The 16,122-nt window shown below is 53.7% G+C and carries 13 protein-coding genes; 8 read left to right on the top strand and 5 right to left on the bottom strand.

Features of this window, described 5'->3' with window-relative positions; translation table 11 throughout:
* Positions 1-258: 258 nt before the first annotated feature.
* From OGV79_RS00860 to rihC, 3 genes are all read left to right on the top strand, one after another.
* Positions 259-1,626, top strand: coding sequence for a 2-hydroxycarboxylate transporter family protein (locus tag OGV79_RS00860; protein ID WP_012134145.1), 1,368 nt, complete (start codon positions 259-261; stop codon positions 1,624-1,626).
* Between the two features lie 24 nt (positions 1,627-1,650).
* Positions 1,651-2,514 (top strand): fumarylacetoacetate hydrolase family protein, encoded by an 864-nt coding sequence (locus OGV79_RS00855; RefSeq protein ID WP_200076036.1) that lies wholly within the window; start codon positions 1,651-1,653, stop codon positions 2,512-2,514.
* 148 nt (positions 2,515-2,662) lie between these two features.
* Positions 2,663-3,577, top strand: coding sequence for a ribonucleoside hydrolase RihC (gene rihC / locus OGV79_RS00850; RefSeq protein WP_049010165.1), 915 nt, complete (start codon positions 2,663-2,665; stop codon positions 3,575-3,577).
* 1 nt (position 3,578) lies between these two features.
* Here the strand turns inward: rihC and OGV79_RS00845 are convergent, their stop codons facing one another.
* The gene (locus OGV79_RS00845; protein ID WP_012134142.1) at positions 3,579-4,478 is read right to left on the bottom strand and encodes a LysR family transcriptional regulator; all 900 of its coding nucleotides are present in this window, start codon (positions 4,476-4,478) and stop codon (positions 3,579-3,581) included.
* A 90-nt stretch (positions 4,479-4,568) separates the two neighbouring features.
* On the opposite strand from OGV79_RS00845, the gene OGV79_RS00840 reads away from it, so the two are divergent.
* From OGV79_RS00840 to caiF, 5 genes are all read left to right on the top strand, one after another.
* Entirely contained in the window at positions 4,569-5,198 is a 630-nt protein-coding gene (locus tag OGV79_RS00840; RefSeq protein ID WP_230012097.1) for an alanyl-tRNA editing protein, read from the top strand.
* Positions 5,199-5,384: 186 nt separating this feature from the next.
* Complete coding sequence (gene dapB, locus OGV79_RS00835) at positions 5,385-6,206, top strand: 4-hydroxy-tetrahydrodipicolinate reductase (protein ID WP_049010172.1); 822 nt, start codon at positions 5,385-5,387, stop codon at positions 6,204-6,206.
* 456 nt (positions 6,207-6,662) lie between these two features.
* Positions 6,663-7,811, top strand: coding sequence for a glutamine-hydrolyzing carbamoyl-phosphate synthase small subunit (gene carA, locus OGV79_RS00830; protein ID WP_286466663.1), 1,149 nt, complete (start codon positions 6,663-6,665; stop codon positions 7,809-7,811).
* Between the two features lie 18 nt (positions 7,812-7,829).
* Positions 7,830-11,054 carry a carbamoyl-phosphate synthase large subunit gene (carB, locus tag OGV79_RS00825; RefSeq protein ID WP_012134136.1) on the top strand — a complete coding sequence of 1,075 codons (3,225 nt, stop codon included), beginning with the start codon at positions 7,830-7,832 and terminating at the stop codon, positions 11,052-11,054.
* A gap of 258 nt (positions 11,055-11,312) precedes the next feature.
* On the top strand, positions 11,313-11,705 hold the full coding sequence (gene caiF / locus OGV79_RS00820) for a carnitine metabolism transcriptional regulator CaiF (RefSeq protein WP_012134135.1): 393 nt from the start codon (positions 11,313-11,315) through the stop codon (positions 11,703-11,705).
* Positions 11,706-11,789: 84 nt separating this feature from the next.
* Here the strand turns inward: caiF and caiE are convergent, their stop codons facing one another.
* The 4 genes from caiE to caiB form a co-directional block, all read right to left on the bottom strand.
* On the bottom strand, positions 11,790-12,383 hold the full coding sequence (gene caiE / locus OGV79_RS00815) for a carnitine operon protein CaiE (protein ID WP_012134134.1): 594 nt from the start codon (positions 12,381-12,383) through the stop codon (positions 11,790-11,792).
* Between the two features lie 64 nt (positions 12,384-12,447).
* Positions 12,448-13,233: a crotonobetainyl-CoA hydratase gene (gene caiD, locus OGV79_RS00810; protein WP_049010175.1), complete on the bottom strand. Its 786-nt coding sequence runs from the start codon at positions 13,231-13,233 to the stop codon at positions 12,448-12,450.
* A gap of 40 nt (positions 13,234-13,273) precedes the next feature.
* On the bottom strand, positions 13,274-14,827 hold the full coding sequence (gene caiC, locus OGV79_RS00805) for a crotonobetaine/carnitine-CoA ligase (RefSeq protein ID WP_286466661.1): 1,554 nt from the start codon (positions 14,825-14,827) through the stop codon (positions 13,274-13,276).
* A gap of 65 nt (positions 14,828-14,892) precedes the next feature.
* Positions 14,893-16,110, bottom strand: coding sequence for an L-carnitine CoA-transferase (caiB, locus tag OGV79_RS00800; protein ID WP_071257536.1), 1,218 nt, complete (start codon positions 16,108-16,110; stop codon positions 14,893-14,895).
* Positions 16,111-16,122 lie beyond the last annotated feature (12 nt).

Here is a 16,122-nt window from a genome sequence, read left to right as displayed (position 1 = left end):
CTGTGATCTTTTGCACAGCAGAATATATTGCGGTAGGCAGCGCGCAGGTGCAACGGTGTTACCAAACGTTGCTTTAAATACGCGCTGAAAAGAAACCATAAAAACCACGGCGTTAAATAAGAGATAAATCACATAAAATAATAGAAACCATTAAAACTATAGAGACCATTAAAACTTCTTTTTGAATTCGTCAGTACTCACACAAAGTAAATATTGAAGCCCATAAACTAACCCTGAAAAATAACCGAGGGCTTAATAATGAGCACGACTGATGATTCTTTCTCTGTTACTCATGAACCGTTAAACATTCAGCGTTTGTCACTTAAAGAACGCTGGTGGCACATTATGGATACATGGAAAATCGGTATTATTCCATTACCGATGTTTTTGTTGGCCGGCGCATTAATCGCGATTGATTGCCTGGGCGGGAAGCTGCCGAGCGATATTGTCGTGATGGTCGCCACGCTGGCTTTTTTTGGCTTTGCCTGCGGAGAGTTTGGAAAGCGTTTGCCCATCGTCGGCAAACTGGGGGCCGCCGCAATTTGCGCGACCTTTATTCCTTCCGCGTTAGTTTACTATGGTCTGCTGCCGGATGTGGTGGTGGAGTCGACGACCAAGTTCTATAAATCTACCAACATCCTGTATCTCTATATCTGCTGCATTATCGTCGGCAGTATTATGAGTATGAACCGCACCGTGCTGATTCAGGGGTTCCTGCGTATTTTCTTCCCAATGTTATGCGGTGAAATCGTCGGCATGGTTGTTGGTATGGGCGTCGGCCTGGCGCTTGGCCTCGAACCCTTTCAGATTTTCTTCTTTATTATTTTGCCCATCATGGCCGGCGGTGTTGGCGAAGGCGCCATTCCGCTTTCAATCGGCTATGCGACCCTGTTACACATGGATCAAGGGGTGGCGCTCGGTCGTATCTTACCGATGGTGATGCTGGGCAGTCTGACCGCCATTATCATCTCCGGCTGCCTGAACCAACTGGGCAAGCGCTTCCCGCATCTGACCGGCGAAGGTCAATTGATGCCAAACCGTGCGAATGCCGATGAACAATCGCCGTCACTGGCGGAAGGCGTCTCTGGCAAAACGGATGTGACCACGATTGCCGCAGGCGCGCTGTTGGCGATACTGCTCTATATGCTGGGGATGTTAGGGCACAAGCTGATTGGCTTGCCCGCACCGGTTGGCATGTTGTTTGTGGCAGTGCTGGTCAAGTTAGTTAACGGCGTATCGCCCCGCGTTCTTGAAGGCTCGCAGGTGGTGTACAAATTCTTCCAGACTTCAGTGACTTATCCCATTCTGTTCGCGGTTGGCGTCGCCATTACGCCGTGGGAGGAGCTGGTGAACGCCTTCACCCTGACCAATCTTCTGGTCATTATCAGTACCGTTGCTGCGCTGGTCGCGACAGGATTCTTTGTCGGTAAAAAAATCGGTATGCATCCTATTGATGTCGCCATTGTCTCCTGCTGTCAGAGTGGGCAAGGCGGTACTGGCGACGTAGCGATTTTAACCGCAGGCAACCGCATGAGCCTGATGCCGTTCGCACAAATTGCGACGCGTATCGGCGGGGCGATAAATGTTTCCATTTCGCTGCTGGTGCTGGGTAACTTTCTTATTTAATTGAAGTATGCAGGATTGATAATTATGAAACTCGCAAGCTTTCTTTATCAGGGCACTCGCAGCTATGGCATCGTTACTGCCGGAGGCGTTGTTGATTTGGGGAACCGTATCGGCGACCAGTATCGGGACCTGAAGGCGCTATTGCAGGGGGATGGCCTGGAGCAGGCGCGGCGCTTCGCGCAGGCGCCGGTCGATCTAAAAATGGATGCAATCACCTTTTTACCGGTAATAGAGCGACCGGAAAAAATACTCTGTGTCGGCATGAACTACGCCGAAAAGCGCCAGGAGTTCGATCAGCATGACCCCGCGCCGACGCTGTTTGTTCGTTTTGCGGATTCGCAAACCGGGCACAACATGCCGGTACTCAAGCCACGCCATTCGCATGAGTTTGATTACGAGGGGGAGCTGGCGGTGATCATCGGTAACGGTGGCGAGAATATCTCCCGTGACCATGCGCTTGACCATGTCGCCGGATACAGCTGCTATATGGATGGCTCCGCACGCGACTGGCAGCACAGCTGGTTTACTGCGGGGAAAAACTGGCGGCAGACCGGCGCTTTTGGCCCGTGGATGGTCACTGCCGATGAAATTCCCGACCCGCATCAGCTGGCGATCCGCACCTGGCTCAACGGCCGCATGGTACAGGAAGATAACACCAGCAGTATGATCCATAAAGTTGCTGAATTAATTGAGTATATAAGCACTTTCACCCGTCTTAATTCCGGTGACGTCATCATTACGGGCTCGCCGGGCGGCGTAGGGAAAAAGAGGAATCCGCCGTTATTCATGCAGGAAGGCGATCGTATTGAGGTGGAGATTGAGCACATTGGCCATCTGAGTAATGTCATCATGGAAGCCCCGCTACAGGCCTTTGCGGCGGCGCATTAATACGATGAGCCAACACGTTTTGGCGTATGGGATTAATGACAAATTTTGTTTCGTCTCCTTTTGTCGGTCGGTCGCTTGCCAACCGGCAAAAGGTTTGCCAATAATCGGATGCCAACCCTGGAGCTTGTCATCTTTTTATGGAGGAAACATGCGCCTGCCCATTATTCTGGATACCGATCCGGGTATCGACGATGCCGCCGCCATCGCCGCCGCCCTGTTTGCCCCGCAGCTTGACCTGCAACTGATGACCACCGTCGCGGGGAATGTCTCCGTAGAGAAAACCACCCGCAACGCGCTGCAACTGCTGCATTTCTGGAATGTGGATATCCCGCTGGCGCAGGGGGCCGCCACGCCGCTGCTGCGCCCGTTGCGCGATGCTGCTTACGTCCACGGCGAGTCGGGCATGGAAGGCTATGACTTTGTCGCCCATGATTGCCAGCCATTGGCAAAACCGGCCTTTATCGCCATTCGGGATGCCCTGATGAGTGCCCCGGAACCCGTCACGCTGGTCGCGATCGGCCCGTTGACCAATATTGCGCTGCTGCTGACTCACTACCCGGAATGCGCTTTTAACATTCGTCGTCTGGTGATCATGGGCGGCTCTGCGGGGCGGGGGAACTTTACGCCGAACGCCGAATTCAATATTGCCGTCGACCCGGAAGCCGCTTCCCGCGTTTTCCAGAGTGGGGTAGAGATTGTGATGTGCGGGCTGGATGTGACCAACCAGGCCCTGCTGGCGCCGGATTATCTGGCAAAACTGCCCGAACTTAACCGGACGGGAAAAATGCTGCATGCGTTGTTTAGCCACTACCGCAGCGGCAGCATGAACACCGGGCTGCGCATGCACGATCTCTGCGCCATCGCCTGGCTGGTTCGCCCGGATCTGTTCACCGTTAAACCCTGTTTTGTCGCGGTAGAGACGCAGGGGGAATACACCGCAGGCACAACGGTTGTTGATATTGAAGGCCGGCTGGGTAAAAGCCCTAACGTGCAGGTGGCGCTGGAGATTGATGTGGCTGGCTTCCAGCAGTGGGTCGCCGACGTGCTGGCGCTGGCGCCCTAGGCTAGGATTTTAGTTGTTGGCTAAGGTAATCAATCATGGCCCGTATTTTGAGAGGCATATGCTTGTTTCCAGCCCACAAAAGCCATAGCTCGCCGGAGTAGTTGCTGATAAACGTCCACTCCGGCAACACCTGCATGATTTCGCCGTCTTGTAACGCTTCTCTGGCCGTGAATGCAGGGAGACTGCCAATTCCCAGATGGCGCTTTACTGCGTCCAGTCTTACACCCGTATGATTAGCCGCATAGCGCCCCGTTGTTTGAACGACTTCTGTCTTGCCTTGTTTACGAAATTTCCAGCGTGAGTCCGTTGGCGTCTCTCCGAGGCTAATGCAACTGTGCTGACGTAAATCTTCCGGGTGCGTCGGTGTCCCCTGCTTTTGCAGATACTCTGGCGTGGCGCAGAGGATGTGGGTGATTGGCATTAACGGCTTGCCATGCAACCCGGGCGAGGGGGTATTGGTGATTTGCAGCGCCAGATCGACGCCATCATCAATGAGATCCATATAGCGGTCTTCGAGTCTCAGGCAAACATCAACCAGGGGAAAACGTTCAAGAAATTGCGGGATCAGTGGATGAATAACGAAGCGTCCGACGGCTTTGGGTACGCTGAGCGTAATCTTTCCCTGAGGAACGTGTTGTACGCTTCCCCCGGAATCAATGGCCTGTCGCGCCGCTTCCAGCATCATTTTTGCATGTTCATACACCATCTTTCCTGTTTCACTTAATGCCAGCTTACGTGTTGAACGATGCAACAACTGGCTGCCCGTTTCGCGTTCAAGGCGTGAAACGCTGCGGCTCATGGCTGATGGGGTCACACCTGCTGCGCGCGCTGCGGCAGAAAAGCTACCGTGATCAACAATCAACACAAAAGTGGCCAGATCGGGAAGGAGTGTCAAATTCATTTGTGTTTCTCAGGCAAAGATTCATTGCCGGGCAGGCGGATTATCTGCTCCGGGATAAATAATATACTGCCCTTCACGACAGGAGGACATATGACAGAACGTCTTTATTACAGCACCGATGATACAGAAGGCATGGCATGTGTGACGGGGTGCTCTCCACAAATGGATGGCCTGTATGCCGTTACGCTCGATAAAACATTATTCCACCCTCAGGGAGGTGGACAACCCGCAGACAAAGGCTGGATTGCGGATATTCCAGTTTGCGGAATCATGTTACGTGATAATCAAATTATACATATTCTGCCGCAACCCGTTGCAGCGGGAGTGGTGCAGCTAAAAGTCGATGTACAGACGCGTTTGCTCAACTCTCGTCTGCATTCAGCAGGCCATCTTATCGGGTGTGCGGGAGAAACATGGGGTTGGTCGCCAGTGAAAGCGCACCACTGGCCGGGTGAGGGGCGCATTACCTTTTCAGCAGGTGAACATGCTCGTCTTCCTGATGCTGAAAATCTGCTGGCGTGTATTGAGCAGTGGCAGGCGAAGGATTATGCCCGCCGAATTGAGTTTGACGGTGAGCGACGTAAAGTGGGGTTTGGCGAACTTCCGATGTACTTCTGTGGAGGAACACATGTCACTTCGCTCGGCCAACTTGGTCGTATAACGATCGGTGGGATCAAAATGAAGAAAGGGCAGCTCATCATTAACTATTCCATTGAATAGCGTCCATTTGCTCTTGATCGCAGGCAGAGTTGCCTGCGATGTCCCGCTTTTCCCGCATATAGCTTTTACTGATATCTCTCCCTGTTTATCATTAAATTCTAATTATCGACGTTTTTGGCTAGCGGCGCGGCGTGGCGCTGGTTAATCTGAAAACGATTTACGCAAAATTAACAAAAGAGAATAGCTATGCATGATGCACAAATCCGCGTTGCCATCGCGGGAGCCGGGGGACGCATGGGACGTCAGCTGATTCAGGCCGCCCTGGGGATGGACGGCGTTCAACTCGGCGCGGCGCTGGAGCGGGAAGGTTCTTCATTACTGGGCAGCGATGCCGGTGAATTAGCAGGCGCAGGGAAAACGGGCGTCACCGTGCAAAGTAGCCTCGAAGCGGTAAAAGATGATTTTGACATCTTTATCGATTTCACTCGCCCGGAAGGGACGCTGGCGCACCTGGCGTTTTGCCGTCAGCACGGTAAAGGCATCGTCATTGGCACGACGGGATTTGATGACGCAGGCAAGCAGGCCATTCGCGATGCCGCGCAGGATATCGGCATTGTGTTCGCCGCTAACTTTAGCGTCGGTGTTAACGTCATGCTGAAGCTACTTGAGAAAGCGGCGAAAGTGATGGGCGACTATACCGATATTGAAATTATCGAAGCGCACCATCGCCATAAAGTGGATGCGCCGTCAGGCACCGCGCTGGCGATGGGGGAAGCGATCGCCCACGCGCTGGACAAAGATCTGAAAGCGTGCGCGGTATACAGTCGTGAAGGTTATACCGGCGAACGCGTGCCGGGCACCATCGGTTTTGCGACGGTTCGTGCCGGCGACATTGTGGGTGAACATACCGCGATGTTTGCTGATATTGGTGAACGTATTGAAATCACGCATAAGGCCTCCAGCCGTATGACGTTTGCGAATGGCGCGGTCAGATCGGCTATCTGGCTAAAATCAAAGCCAAATGGTCTTTTTGATATGCGAGATGTGCTGGATTTAAACAATTTATAGCTTGTTTTTACCCTTCGTGATGTGGTTATGGTAATCATAATTTGTTGATTACATAGGGCAATAATTTATTGCCCTATTATTTTTAGCATTATCTTTTTGTTTTTTATTTAAACTCGTGAATTTATCTGTTTTCTTCTGTTTATTTGTTGCTTTTATGTAAATTTTGACCAAATGGTCCACTTTTTTCTTCTCACTGGTTTCATAATGCATTCTTTCAGCCACGCAAGCGTTTTCCAGGACAAGTTAGCTGATCTTTTTGCCTGTTAAATCAGAACATCCTTTCCTGAGTCGTAAAACAATACAAAAAATACCGCCTTTAAGTTGACTTTTACCCGCCTTATCTTCAGAATGCCGCCGTTTGCCAGAAATCCACGGGTAAGCAGATTTGCATTGATTCAGGTTATACAAATGAATTAATATGCAAATAAAGTGAGTGAATATTCTCTGGAGGGTGTTTTGATTAAGTCAGCGCTATTGGTTCTGGAAGACGGAACCCAGTTTCACGGTCGGGCCATAGGGGCAACAGGTTCGGCGGTTGGGGAAGTCGTTTTCAATACTTCAATGACCGGTTATCAAGAAATCCTCACTGATCCTTCCTATTCCCGCCAAATTGTCACTCTTACTTATCCTCATATCGGTAATGTCGGCACCAATGAAGCCGATGAAGAATCCTCTCAGGTTCATGCGCAAGGCCTGGTCATTCGCGATCTGCCGCTGATTGCCAGCAACTTCCGCAATACTGAAGACCTCTCTTCTTACCTGAAACGCCATAACATCGTGGCGATTGCCGATATTGATACCCGTAAGCTGACGCGCCTGCTGCGTGAGAAGGGCGCACAGAACGGCTGCATTATCGCGGGTGATAACCCGGATGCGGCACTGGCGCTGGAGAAAGCGAAAGCCTTCCCGGGCCTCAACGGAATGGATCTGGCGAAAGAAGTGACCACCGCTGAATCCTATAGCTGGACGCAGGGAAGCTGGACGCTTGCAGACGACCTGCCGGAAGCCAAATCAGAAACTGACCTGCCGTTCCACGTTGTGGCTTACGACTACGGCGCGAAACGCAACATCCTGCGTATGCTGGTGGACAGAGGCTGCCGCCTGACGGTGGTTCCGGCGAAGACCTCCGCCGAAGAGGTGCTGAAGATGAGCCCGGACGGTATCTTCCTCTCTAACGGCCCTGGCGATCCGGCGCCGTGCGATTACGCTATCGAGGCGATTCAGGCATTCCTCGAAACCGATATTCCGGTTTTCGGCATCTGCCTCGGCCATCAGCTGCTGGCGCTGGCGAGCGGCGCGAAAACCATCAAGATGAAGTTCGGCCACCACGGCGGTAACCATCCGGTAAAAGATATCGATAACAATACCGTGATGATTACGGCGCAGAACCACGGTTTTGCGGTGGATGAGGCTTCTATGCCTGCAAATCTGCGAGTGACGCACAAATCGCTGTTCGACGGCACTCTGCAAGGGATTCATCGTACCGATAAACCGGCGTTCAGCTTCCAGGGGCACCCTGAGGCGAGCCCTGGCCCGCATGATGCCGCGCCATTGTTCGACCACTTTATCGAGTTAATTGAGCAGTACCGTCAGTCCGCGAAATAATCAGGAGTAAACAGAGCCATGCCAAAACGTACAGACATAAAAAGTATCCTGATTCTGGGTGCGGGCCCGATTGTTATCGGCCAGGCGTGTGAGTTTGACTACTCTGGCGCCCAGGCGTGTAAAGCGCTGCGTGAAGAAGGTTATCGCGTCATCCTGGTGAACTCTAACCCCGCGACCATCATGACCGACCCGGAAATGGCCGATGCGACCTACATCGAGCCGATTCACTGGGAAGTGGTGCGTAAAATTATTGAGAAAGAGCGCCCGGATGCGGTGCTGCCGACGATGGGCGGCCAGACGGCGCTGAACTGCGCGCTGGAGCTGGAGCGTCAGGGCGTGCTGGCTGAGTTCGGCGTGACCATGATTGGCGCCACTGCCGATGCGATTGATAAAGCCGAAGACCGCCGCCGTTTCGACGTGGCGATGAAGAAAATCGGCCTCGACACTGCCCGCTCCGGTATTGCGCATACGATGGAAGAGGCGCTGGCGGTTGCCGCTGACGTCGGTTATCCGTGCATTATCCGTCCATCCTTTACGATGGGCGGCACCGGCGGCGGTATTGCCTACAACCGCGAAGAGTTCGAAGAAATTTGCGCGCGCGGTCTGGATCTCTCCCCAACCAACGAACTGCTGATTGATGAGTCGCTGATTGGCTGGAAAGAGTACGAAATGGAAGTGGTGCGTGATAAGAACGACAACTGCATTATCGTCTGCTCCATTGAGAACTTTGACGCGATGGGCATTCACACCGGTGACTCCATCACGGTGGCTCCGGCGCAAACGCTAACGGACAAAGAGTACCAAATCATGCGTAACGCCTCGATGGCGGTACTGCGTGAAATCGGCGTGGAAACCGGCGGTTCCAACGTTCAGTTTGCGGTGAACCCGAAAAACGGTCGTCTGATTGTTATCGAAATGAACCCGCGCGTCTCCCGCTCCTCGGCGCTGGCGTCAAAAGCCACCGGCTTCCCGATTGCCAAAGTGGCGGCGAAACTGGCGGTGGGTTACACCCTCGACGAACTGATGAACGACATCACCGGCGGCCGTACTCCGGCATCGTTCGAACCGTCCATCGACTACGTTGTCACCAAAATTCCTCGCTTCAACTTTGAAAAATTCGCGGGCAGCAACGACCGTCTCACCACCCAGATGAAATCCGTCGGCGAAGTGATGGCGATTGGCCGCACTCAGCAGGAATCCTTACAGAAAGCGCTGCGCGGCCTGGAAGTGGGCGCCGCCGGTTTTGACCCGAAAGTGAGCCTGGATGACCCGGAAGCGCTGACCAAAATTCGTCGCGAGCTGAAAGATGCGGGCGCCGAGCGTATCTGGTACATCGCTGATGCGTTCCGCGCGGGGCTGTCTGTCGATGGCGTCTTTAACCTGACCAACATCGACCGCTGGTTCCTGGTGCAGATTGAGGAACTGGTTCGTCTGGAAGAGAAAGTGGCAGAGCTTGGCATCACCGGTCTCGACGCTGACTTCCTGCGGATGCTGAAGCGCAAAGGCTTCGCCGATGCGCGTCTGGCTAAACTGGCGGGCGTGCGCGAAGCGGAAGTGCGCAAATTGCGCGACCAGTTCAACCTGCACCCGGTTTACAAGCGCGTGGACACCTGTGCGGCGGAATTTGCTACCGACACCGCCTACATGTACTCCACTTATGAAGATGAGTGCGAAGCGAATCCGAACCAGGACCGCGACAAAATCATGGTGCTCGGCGGCGGCCCGAACCGTATCGGCCAGGGGATTGAATTTGACTACTGCTGCGTACACGCCTCGCTGGCGCTGCGCGAAGACGGTTACGAGACCATTATGGTCAACTGTAACCCGGAAACAGTCTCCACCGACTACGACACCTCCGACCGCCTGTACTTCGAGCCGGTCACGCTGGAAGATGTGCTGGAAATCGTGCGCGTCGAGAAACCGAAAGGCGTCATCGTACAGTACGGCGGCCAGACTCCGCTGAAACTGGCGCGCGCGCTGGAAGCGGCAGGCGTGCCGGTTATCGGCACCAGCCCGGATGCGATTGACCGCGCGGAAGACCGTGAGCGCTTCCAGCAGGCAGTTGACCGTCTGAAACTGAAACAGCCTGCTAACGCCACCGTGACGGCGATTGAACAGGCCGTTGAGAAGGCAAAAGAGATTGGCTATCCGCTGGTGGTTCGCCCATCCTACGTACTGGGCGGCCGCGCGATGGAAATCGTTTACGACGAAGCTGACCTGCGTCGTTACTTCCAGACCGCAGTCAGCGTCTCTAACGATGCGCCGGTACTGCTGGACCGCTTCCTTGATGACGCGGTGGAAGTGGATGTGGATGCTATCTGCGACGGTGAAATGGTGCTGATTGGCGGCATCATGGAACACATCGAACAGGCGGGCGTGCACTCCGGTGACTCCGCATGTTCTCTGCCGGCCTACACGTTAAGCAAAGAGATTCAGGACGTGATGCGCCAGCAGGTGCAGAAGCTGGCCTTTGAGTTGCAGGTGCGTGGTCTGATGAACGTGCAGTTCGCGGTGAAAGACAACGAAGTCTACCTGATTGAAGTGAACCCGCGTGCGGCGCGTACCGTACCGTTCGTCTCCAAAGCGACCGGCTTACCGCTGGCGAAAGTGGCGGCGCGCGTGATGGCGGGCAAATCGCTGACCGAGCAGGGCGTGACGAAAGAAATCATCCCGCCGTACTACTCGGTGAAAGAAGTGGTGCTGCCGTTCAACAAATTCCCGGGCGTTGACCCGCTGTTAGGGCCAGAAATGCGCTCTACCGGGGAAGTGATGGGCGTCGGCCGCACCTTCGCTGAAGCGTTCGCCAAAGCGCAGCTTGGCAGCAGCTCGACGATGAAGAAATCGGGCCGTGCGCTGCTCTCCGTTCGTGAAGGCGACAAAGAACGCGTGGTGGACCTGGCGGCGAAGCTGCTGAAACAGGGCTTCGAACTGGATGCGACTCACGGTACGGCGATTGTGCTGGGTGAGGCGGGTATCAACCCGCGTCTGGTCAACAAGGTGCATGAAGGTCGTCCGCACATTCAGGACCGTATCAAGAATGGCGAATACACCTACATCATCAACACCACCGCAGGTCGTCAGGCGATTGAGGACTCTAAACTGATTCGCCGCAGCGCGTTGCAGTATAAAGTGCATTACGACACGACCCTGAACGGCGGCTTCGCCACGACGATGGCGCTGAACGCCGATGCGACTGAAAAGGTGATCTCCGTACAGGAAATGCACGCGCAAATTACGAAGTAAGCGGCAGACGCATTTATCTGGTGATATAAAAAGGTTCCTGCAAAGGAACCTTTTTTTACGCCATAAGGTCATTCCTGGTCACATACGCTTCCTGGATGTGGTTTTCAATGTAACAAGCACGATTTCGCTCACACTAATCAACAATTAAGTCGCATACTATCCCCTTATATCCACAATTTATTTATGGTTAATGGCGTTATTTATATTCAGGCCATAACGAACCGTAGCAAGATTTTTAATTTGTAAAATGGTGTGCTTATGAGTGAAAAATATGTTGAGAAACCACTTTATTTGTTAATTGCTGATTGGGTAATGGCAGAAAACCGGTGGGTGAGCGCCAAAGAGATCGCGAAGCAATTTAATATGGATTATTGCAAAGCGATTAATACGGTTTCGTATATTCTTTCTGAAGTGGGGGAAATAGAGTGCGAGACCAGGACGATCCCTAATCAGCTGGAAGGGCGAGGATGCCAGTGCCAGCGTCTGGTGCGTATTAAGCGTATTGACGCGCAGCTCTATGCGCGTTTGGGTCATAGCGCGCAGGAGAAGATGGTAAAAGCGGAGAGAACCCCGCGAATGCCGGTTCCGCCCGCAGAGCTAAACCGCGAGCAGAAATGGCAGATGATGCTATCAAAAAGTATGCGTCGGTAATGTCGGCGTAAATGCCTTATCCGGCCTGCAACGGTGTGTTGACTCGTAGGCCGGATAAGCGCCAGCGCCATCCGGCACAAAGCGCTACGCCGATTTTGGCTTCACCTCCGTCGTGCCTTTCAGGCGCGGCCGGTTCTTTTCGACCTGGGTTAAGGGTTGCGTTTCACATAGCGATGCCCGACAGCGTACCGCGAGATCCTGATATTCCTGCGTGTTGAGCCGTTTCCAGTGCAGCTCTTCATCCGTGACATCACGTTTGACGCGCGCAGGCGCGCCAACCAGCAGCTGCCTGGGCGCGCCGACAAAACCCGCTTTTACAAAACTCATGGCGGCGACGATACTTTCTTCGCCGATGATTGCGCCATCCATGATTACGCTGTTCATGCCCACCAACGCATCACGACCAATCACGCAGCCGTGAAGGATTGCGCCGTGCCCGATATGCCCGTTTTCATGCACGATGGTGTCGGTATCGCAATAACCGTGCATGATGCAGCCATCCTGAAGGTTAGCGCCCGCCTCAAGAATCAGACGCCCATAGTCGCCGCGCAGCGATGCAAGCGGGCCGATGTAGACGCCGGCGCCGACGATGACATCGCCAATCAACACGGCGCTGGGATGCACGTACGCCTCTGGATGTACTACCGGAATCAGGCCTTCAAAGGCGTAATAGCTCATGGTTATTCCTCCGTGATTGTTGTCGGATGGCGGATAAGCGTTAGCGCCATCCGGCAGCGCGGCGCTAGCGGCCTTTCCAGACCGGATCGCGTTTTTCGGCAAACGCCTGCGGGCCTTCGATCGCATCTTCAGAGTGCAGTACCGACGGGTAGTGCTTCAATGCGCCGCTGCGAATGTAGCGATAACCTTCTTCCACCGGCATTTCACTGGTTGCGCGGTAGATCTCTTTGAGGGCGGCGATCGCCAACGGCGCGCTGTTCACCAACTGTTGCGCCAGTTCACGGGCGCTGTCCATTAACGCTTGCTGGCTGACAACCCGGTTCACAATTCCCCAGCGCAAGGCTTCTTCTGCGTCCATTCGTCTGCCGGTCATCAGCATTTCGTTGACGACAGCAGGCGGCAACAGCTTAGGCAGGCGCAGCACGCCGCCGCTGTCAGGCACAATGCCGAGCTTTGCTTCAGGCAGCGCGAAACTGGCGTTATCGGCGCAGACGATAAAATCCGCCGCCAGCGCCAGTTCGAACCCGCCGCCGAAGGCATAGCCGTTAACGGCGGCAATCACTGGTTTATCCAGGTCAAAGATCTCGGTTAAACCGGCAAACCCGCCGGGGCCAAAATCGGCGTCCGGGGCTTCGCCTTCGGCTGCCGCTTTTAAATCCCAGCCTGCGGAGAAGAATTTTTCGCCGCCACCGGTGATGATCGCCACACGCAATTCGGGATCGTCACGGAAATTGAGAAAAACTTCGCCCATCTCAAAACTGGTTTTTGCGTCTATTGCATTCGCTTTCGGGCGATCCAGCGTAATTTCCAGAATTGGGCCGTGACGGGTCAAATGTAATGATTCACTCATATCTTCACTCCATTATTTAAAATCGGACGGGTAAGAATGCTTATTTCAGGTTCTTTTTAATTATTTTTCCTGAACAGTTTCGGGGCAGATCATTTCTTATCTCAAGAAAAGAGGGGACTTTGAATTTCGCCATATTCTGTTCACAGAAAGCGAAAAACTCCTCTTCCGTTAATGTTTCACCTTCATTAAGCACCACAAAGGCTTTAATGGCTTCATCGCGGATCGAATCGTGAATACCAATAACGACGATGTCCTGAATTTTGGGATGAGCCGAAATAATGTTTTCCAGTTCGATGCAGGAGACATTTTCGCCGCCGCGTTTAATCATGTTGCAACGCCTGTCAACGAAATAGAAAAATCCCTCCTCATCCCGATAGCCGGAATCACCGGTATGCAGCCAGCCGTTGGCTTCCAGCGCTTTGGCGGTGGCTTCCGGCCTGGCGTAATACTCTTTAAAGATGGTTTTTCCCGGCACGCCTTTAATACAGATTTCACCGATTTCTCCGGCGGGTAGTGAGCGGTTCTGCTCATCGCGGATGTCCGCCTCATAGCAAAATCCAGGGCGACCAATAGATGGCCAGCGCCGTTTATCGCCGGGACGATCGCCAATAATGCCGACAATGGTTTCCGTCATCCCGTAAGAGGTCAGCAGCCGGACGCCGAAACGTGCAATAAAAGCGTCTTTTTCCTGCACGGAAAGGTTGAGATAGAACATCACTTCGCGCAGACAATGCTGCCTCTCTTCCGGGGAGGCGGGCTGCACCATCAGCGTTCTGATCATCATCGGAATACATTCCGTGACGGTGGCGCGATACTTTCGTACCTGTCCCCAGAACGCGCGGGCGCTGTATTTTTCGATCAGCACAAAGGTGCTGCCTGCGGAGAATGCCGCCATTGCCGCAGTACACTGACAGTCAATATGAAAGGCGGGCATCACCGTCAGATAGACGTCATCTTCACGCAGCGCACACTGCCAGGAGGAGTAGTAACCCGCAAAACGCAGGTTGTAATGGGTAATGACCACGCCTTTTGGCCGCGAGGTGGTGCCAGAAGTAAACAGAATCTCCGCCGTGTCGTCAGTGGATAACGGCGGCGCATAGCACAATGTGGCAGGCTGCTGGTCTTTCAGTTGAGAAAAATGGCTAACGTTATCTTCAACGGGCGCATTTTCGCCAATCAGACAGATATGATTGAGCAGGGTATCGTCCTCAAGCAGTATCTGGCGATACATCGGATAAAATTCAGCGCTGGTGACGATGAGCTGCGAGCGGCTGTTTTGTAAAATCCAGGCGCTCTCTTCGCGCAGGAGCCTGGCATTGATCGGCACCATGATGGCGCCAATTTTGGCCAGACCAAACCAGCAGAAAAAGAACTCCGGGCAGTTATCCAGATGCAGCGCGACGTTATCGCCTTTCTGAATGCCTGAGGCGAGGAAAAGGTTCGCCGTGCGGTTGATCTCTTCATTCAGCGACGCGTAGCTGAATTGCCGGACAACGCCTTCGCTGGATTCAAAAATAAGCGCCGTTTTATTTCCGTATACCTCGGCCAGGTCGTCCCACATCTGACGTAAGTTTTGTCCGCCAACGATATCCATTGCACTGTTATCCGTTCGAAAATAGGCATGCGCGCTAACCGGATAAACCGGTTAGCGCTTTGCGTTTAATCCTCAACTTTGGCCAGACCCTTGCTGACCAGTTCCTGTATATCTGCTTCGTTGTAACCGATGTTTTTTAGAATGGCGGCGGTGTCCATGCCATGCGACGGCATGCCACGCCAGATTTTCCCTGGGTTGTTTTTGAATTTCGGCATGATGTTTGGCCCTTTACAGGTGCGGCCATCCATCGTGTGCCACTCGGTAATGGATTCGCGGGCGACGTACTGCGGGTTGTTTTCCAGTTCTGGAATGGTCAGCACTTTCGCGCAGGCGATATTCAGCTCGGCGAAACGCGCCTGCACATCGGCGATGGAACGGGTCGCCAGCCACGCATCCAGTTTTTCCTCGACTAACGGCCCGTAAGGGCACTCAACGCGATGGATAAGCTGGGTGCCTTCCGGCACCTCTGGCGTACCCAGAATGTGCGCCAGGCCGATATCCTTAAAGCACTCGTTGATCTGCGTAATGCCGACCAGCTCCATCACGATGTAACCGTCTGCGCATTTATACAGCCCGCATCCGGCGTAGTAGGGGTCTTTGCCTTTGGTCATGCGCGGGCAAATTTCGCCGCCGTTGAAGTAATCCATCATGAAGTACTGACCCATGCGCAGCATCACTTCATACATCGCCACATCAATGCTTTCGCCTTTGCCGGTTTCACGCACTCTGTGCAAAGCCGCCAGCGCGGCGGTGGTGGCGGTCATCCCGGAAAAATAGTCCGCCGTATACGGGAATGCGGGCATGGGTTGATCGACATCGCCGTTCTGAATCAGGTAGCCGCTAAAGGCCTGGGCGATGGTGTTGTAAGCCGGGAGGTTGGTGTACTCCTCCGTGCCGTACTGGCCGAAACCGGAAAGGTGGGCGATCACCAGTTTGGGGTTGTGTTCCCACAGCACGTCATCGGTAATTCCGCGACGGGCAAACGCCGGGCCTTTGCTGGCTTCGATGAAGATGTCAGTGGTTTCCATGAGTTTCAGAAACGCTTCCCGACCTTCATCTTTGAAGATGTTTAGGGAGAGGGCATGCAAGTTTCGGCGTGAAAGCTGCGGATAGTTCGGCTGGACGCGAATGGTATCGGCCCAGGCGACGTTTTCAATCCAGATCACTTCCGCGCCCCACTCTGCGAACATTTGTCCGGCGAACGGCCCGGCGATTTCAATCCCGGAGAACACAACCCGCAATCCGGCGAGCGGCCCGAAAGTGGGCATCGGTAAACGGTTCATAAATAAATTCCT

It is taken from the genome of Citrobacter sp. CK185 (genome assembly GCF_030333565.1).
GTDB classification, from domain to species: Bacteria; Pseudomonadota; Gammaproteobacteria; order Enterobacterales; family Enterobacteriaceae; genus Citrobacter_B; species Citrobacter_B koseri.
The sequence above is the reverse complement of the archived record's forward strand: the minus strand, read 5'-3'. Positions and strand labels throughout refer to the sequence as shown.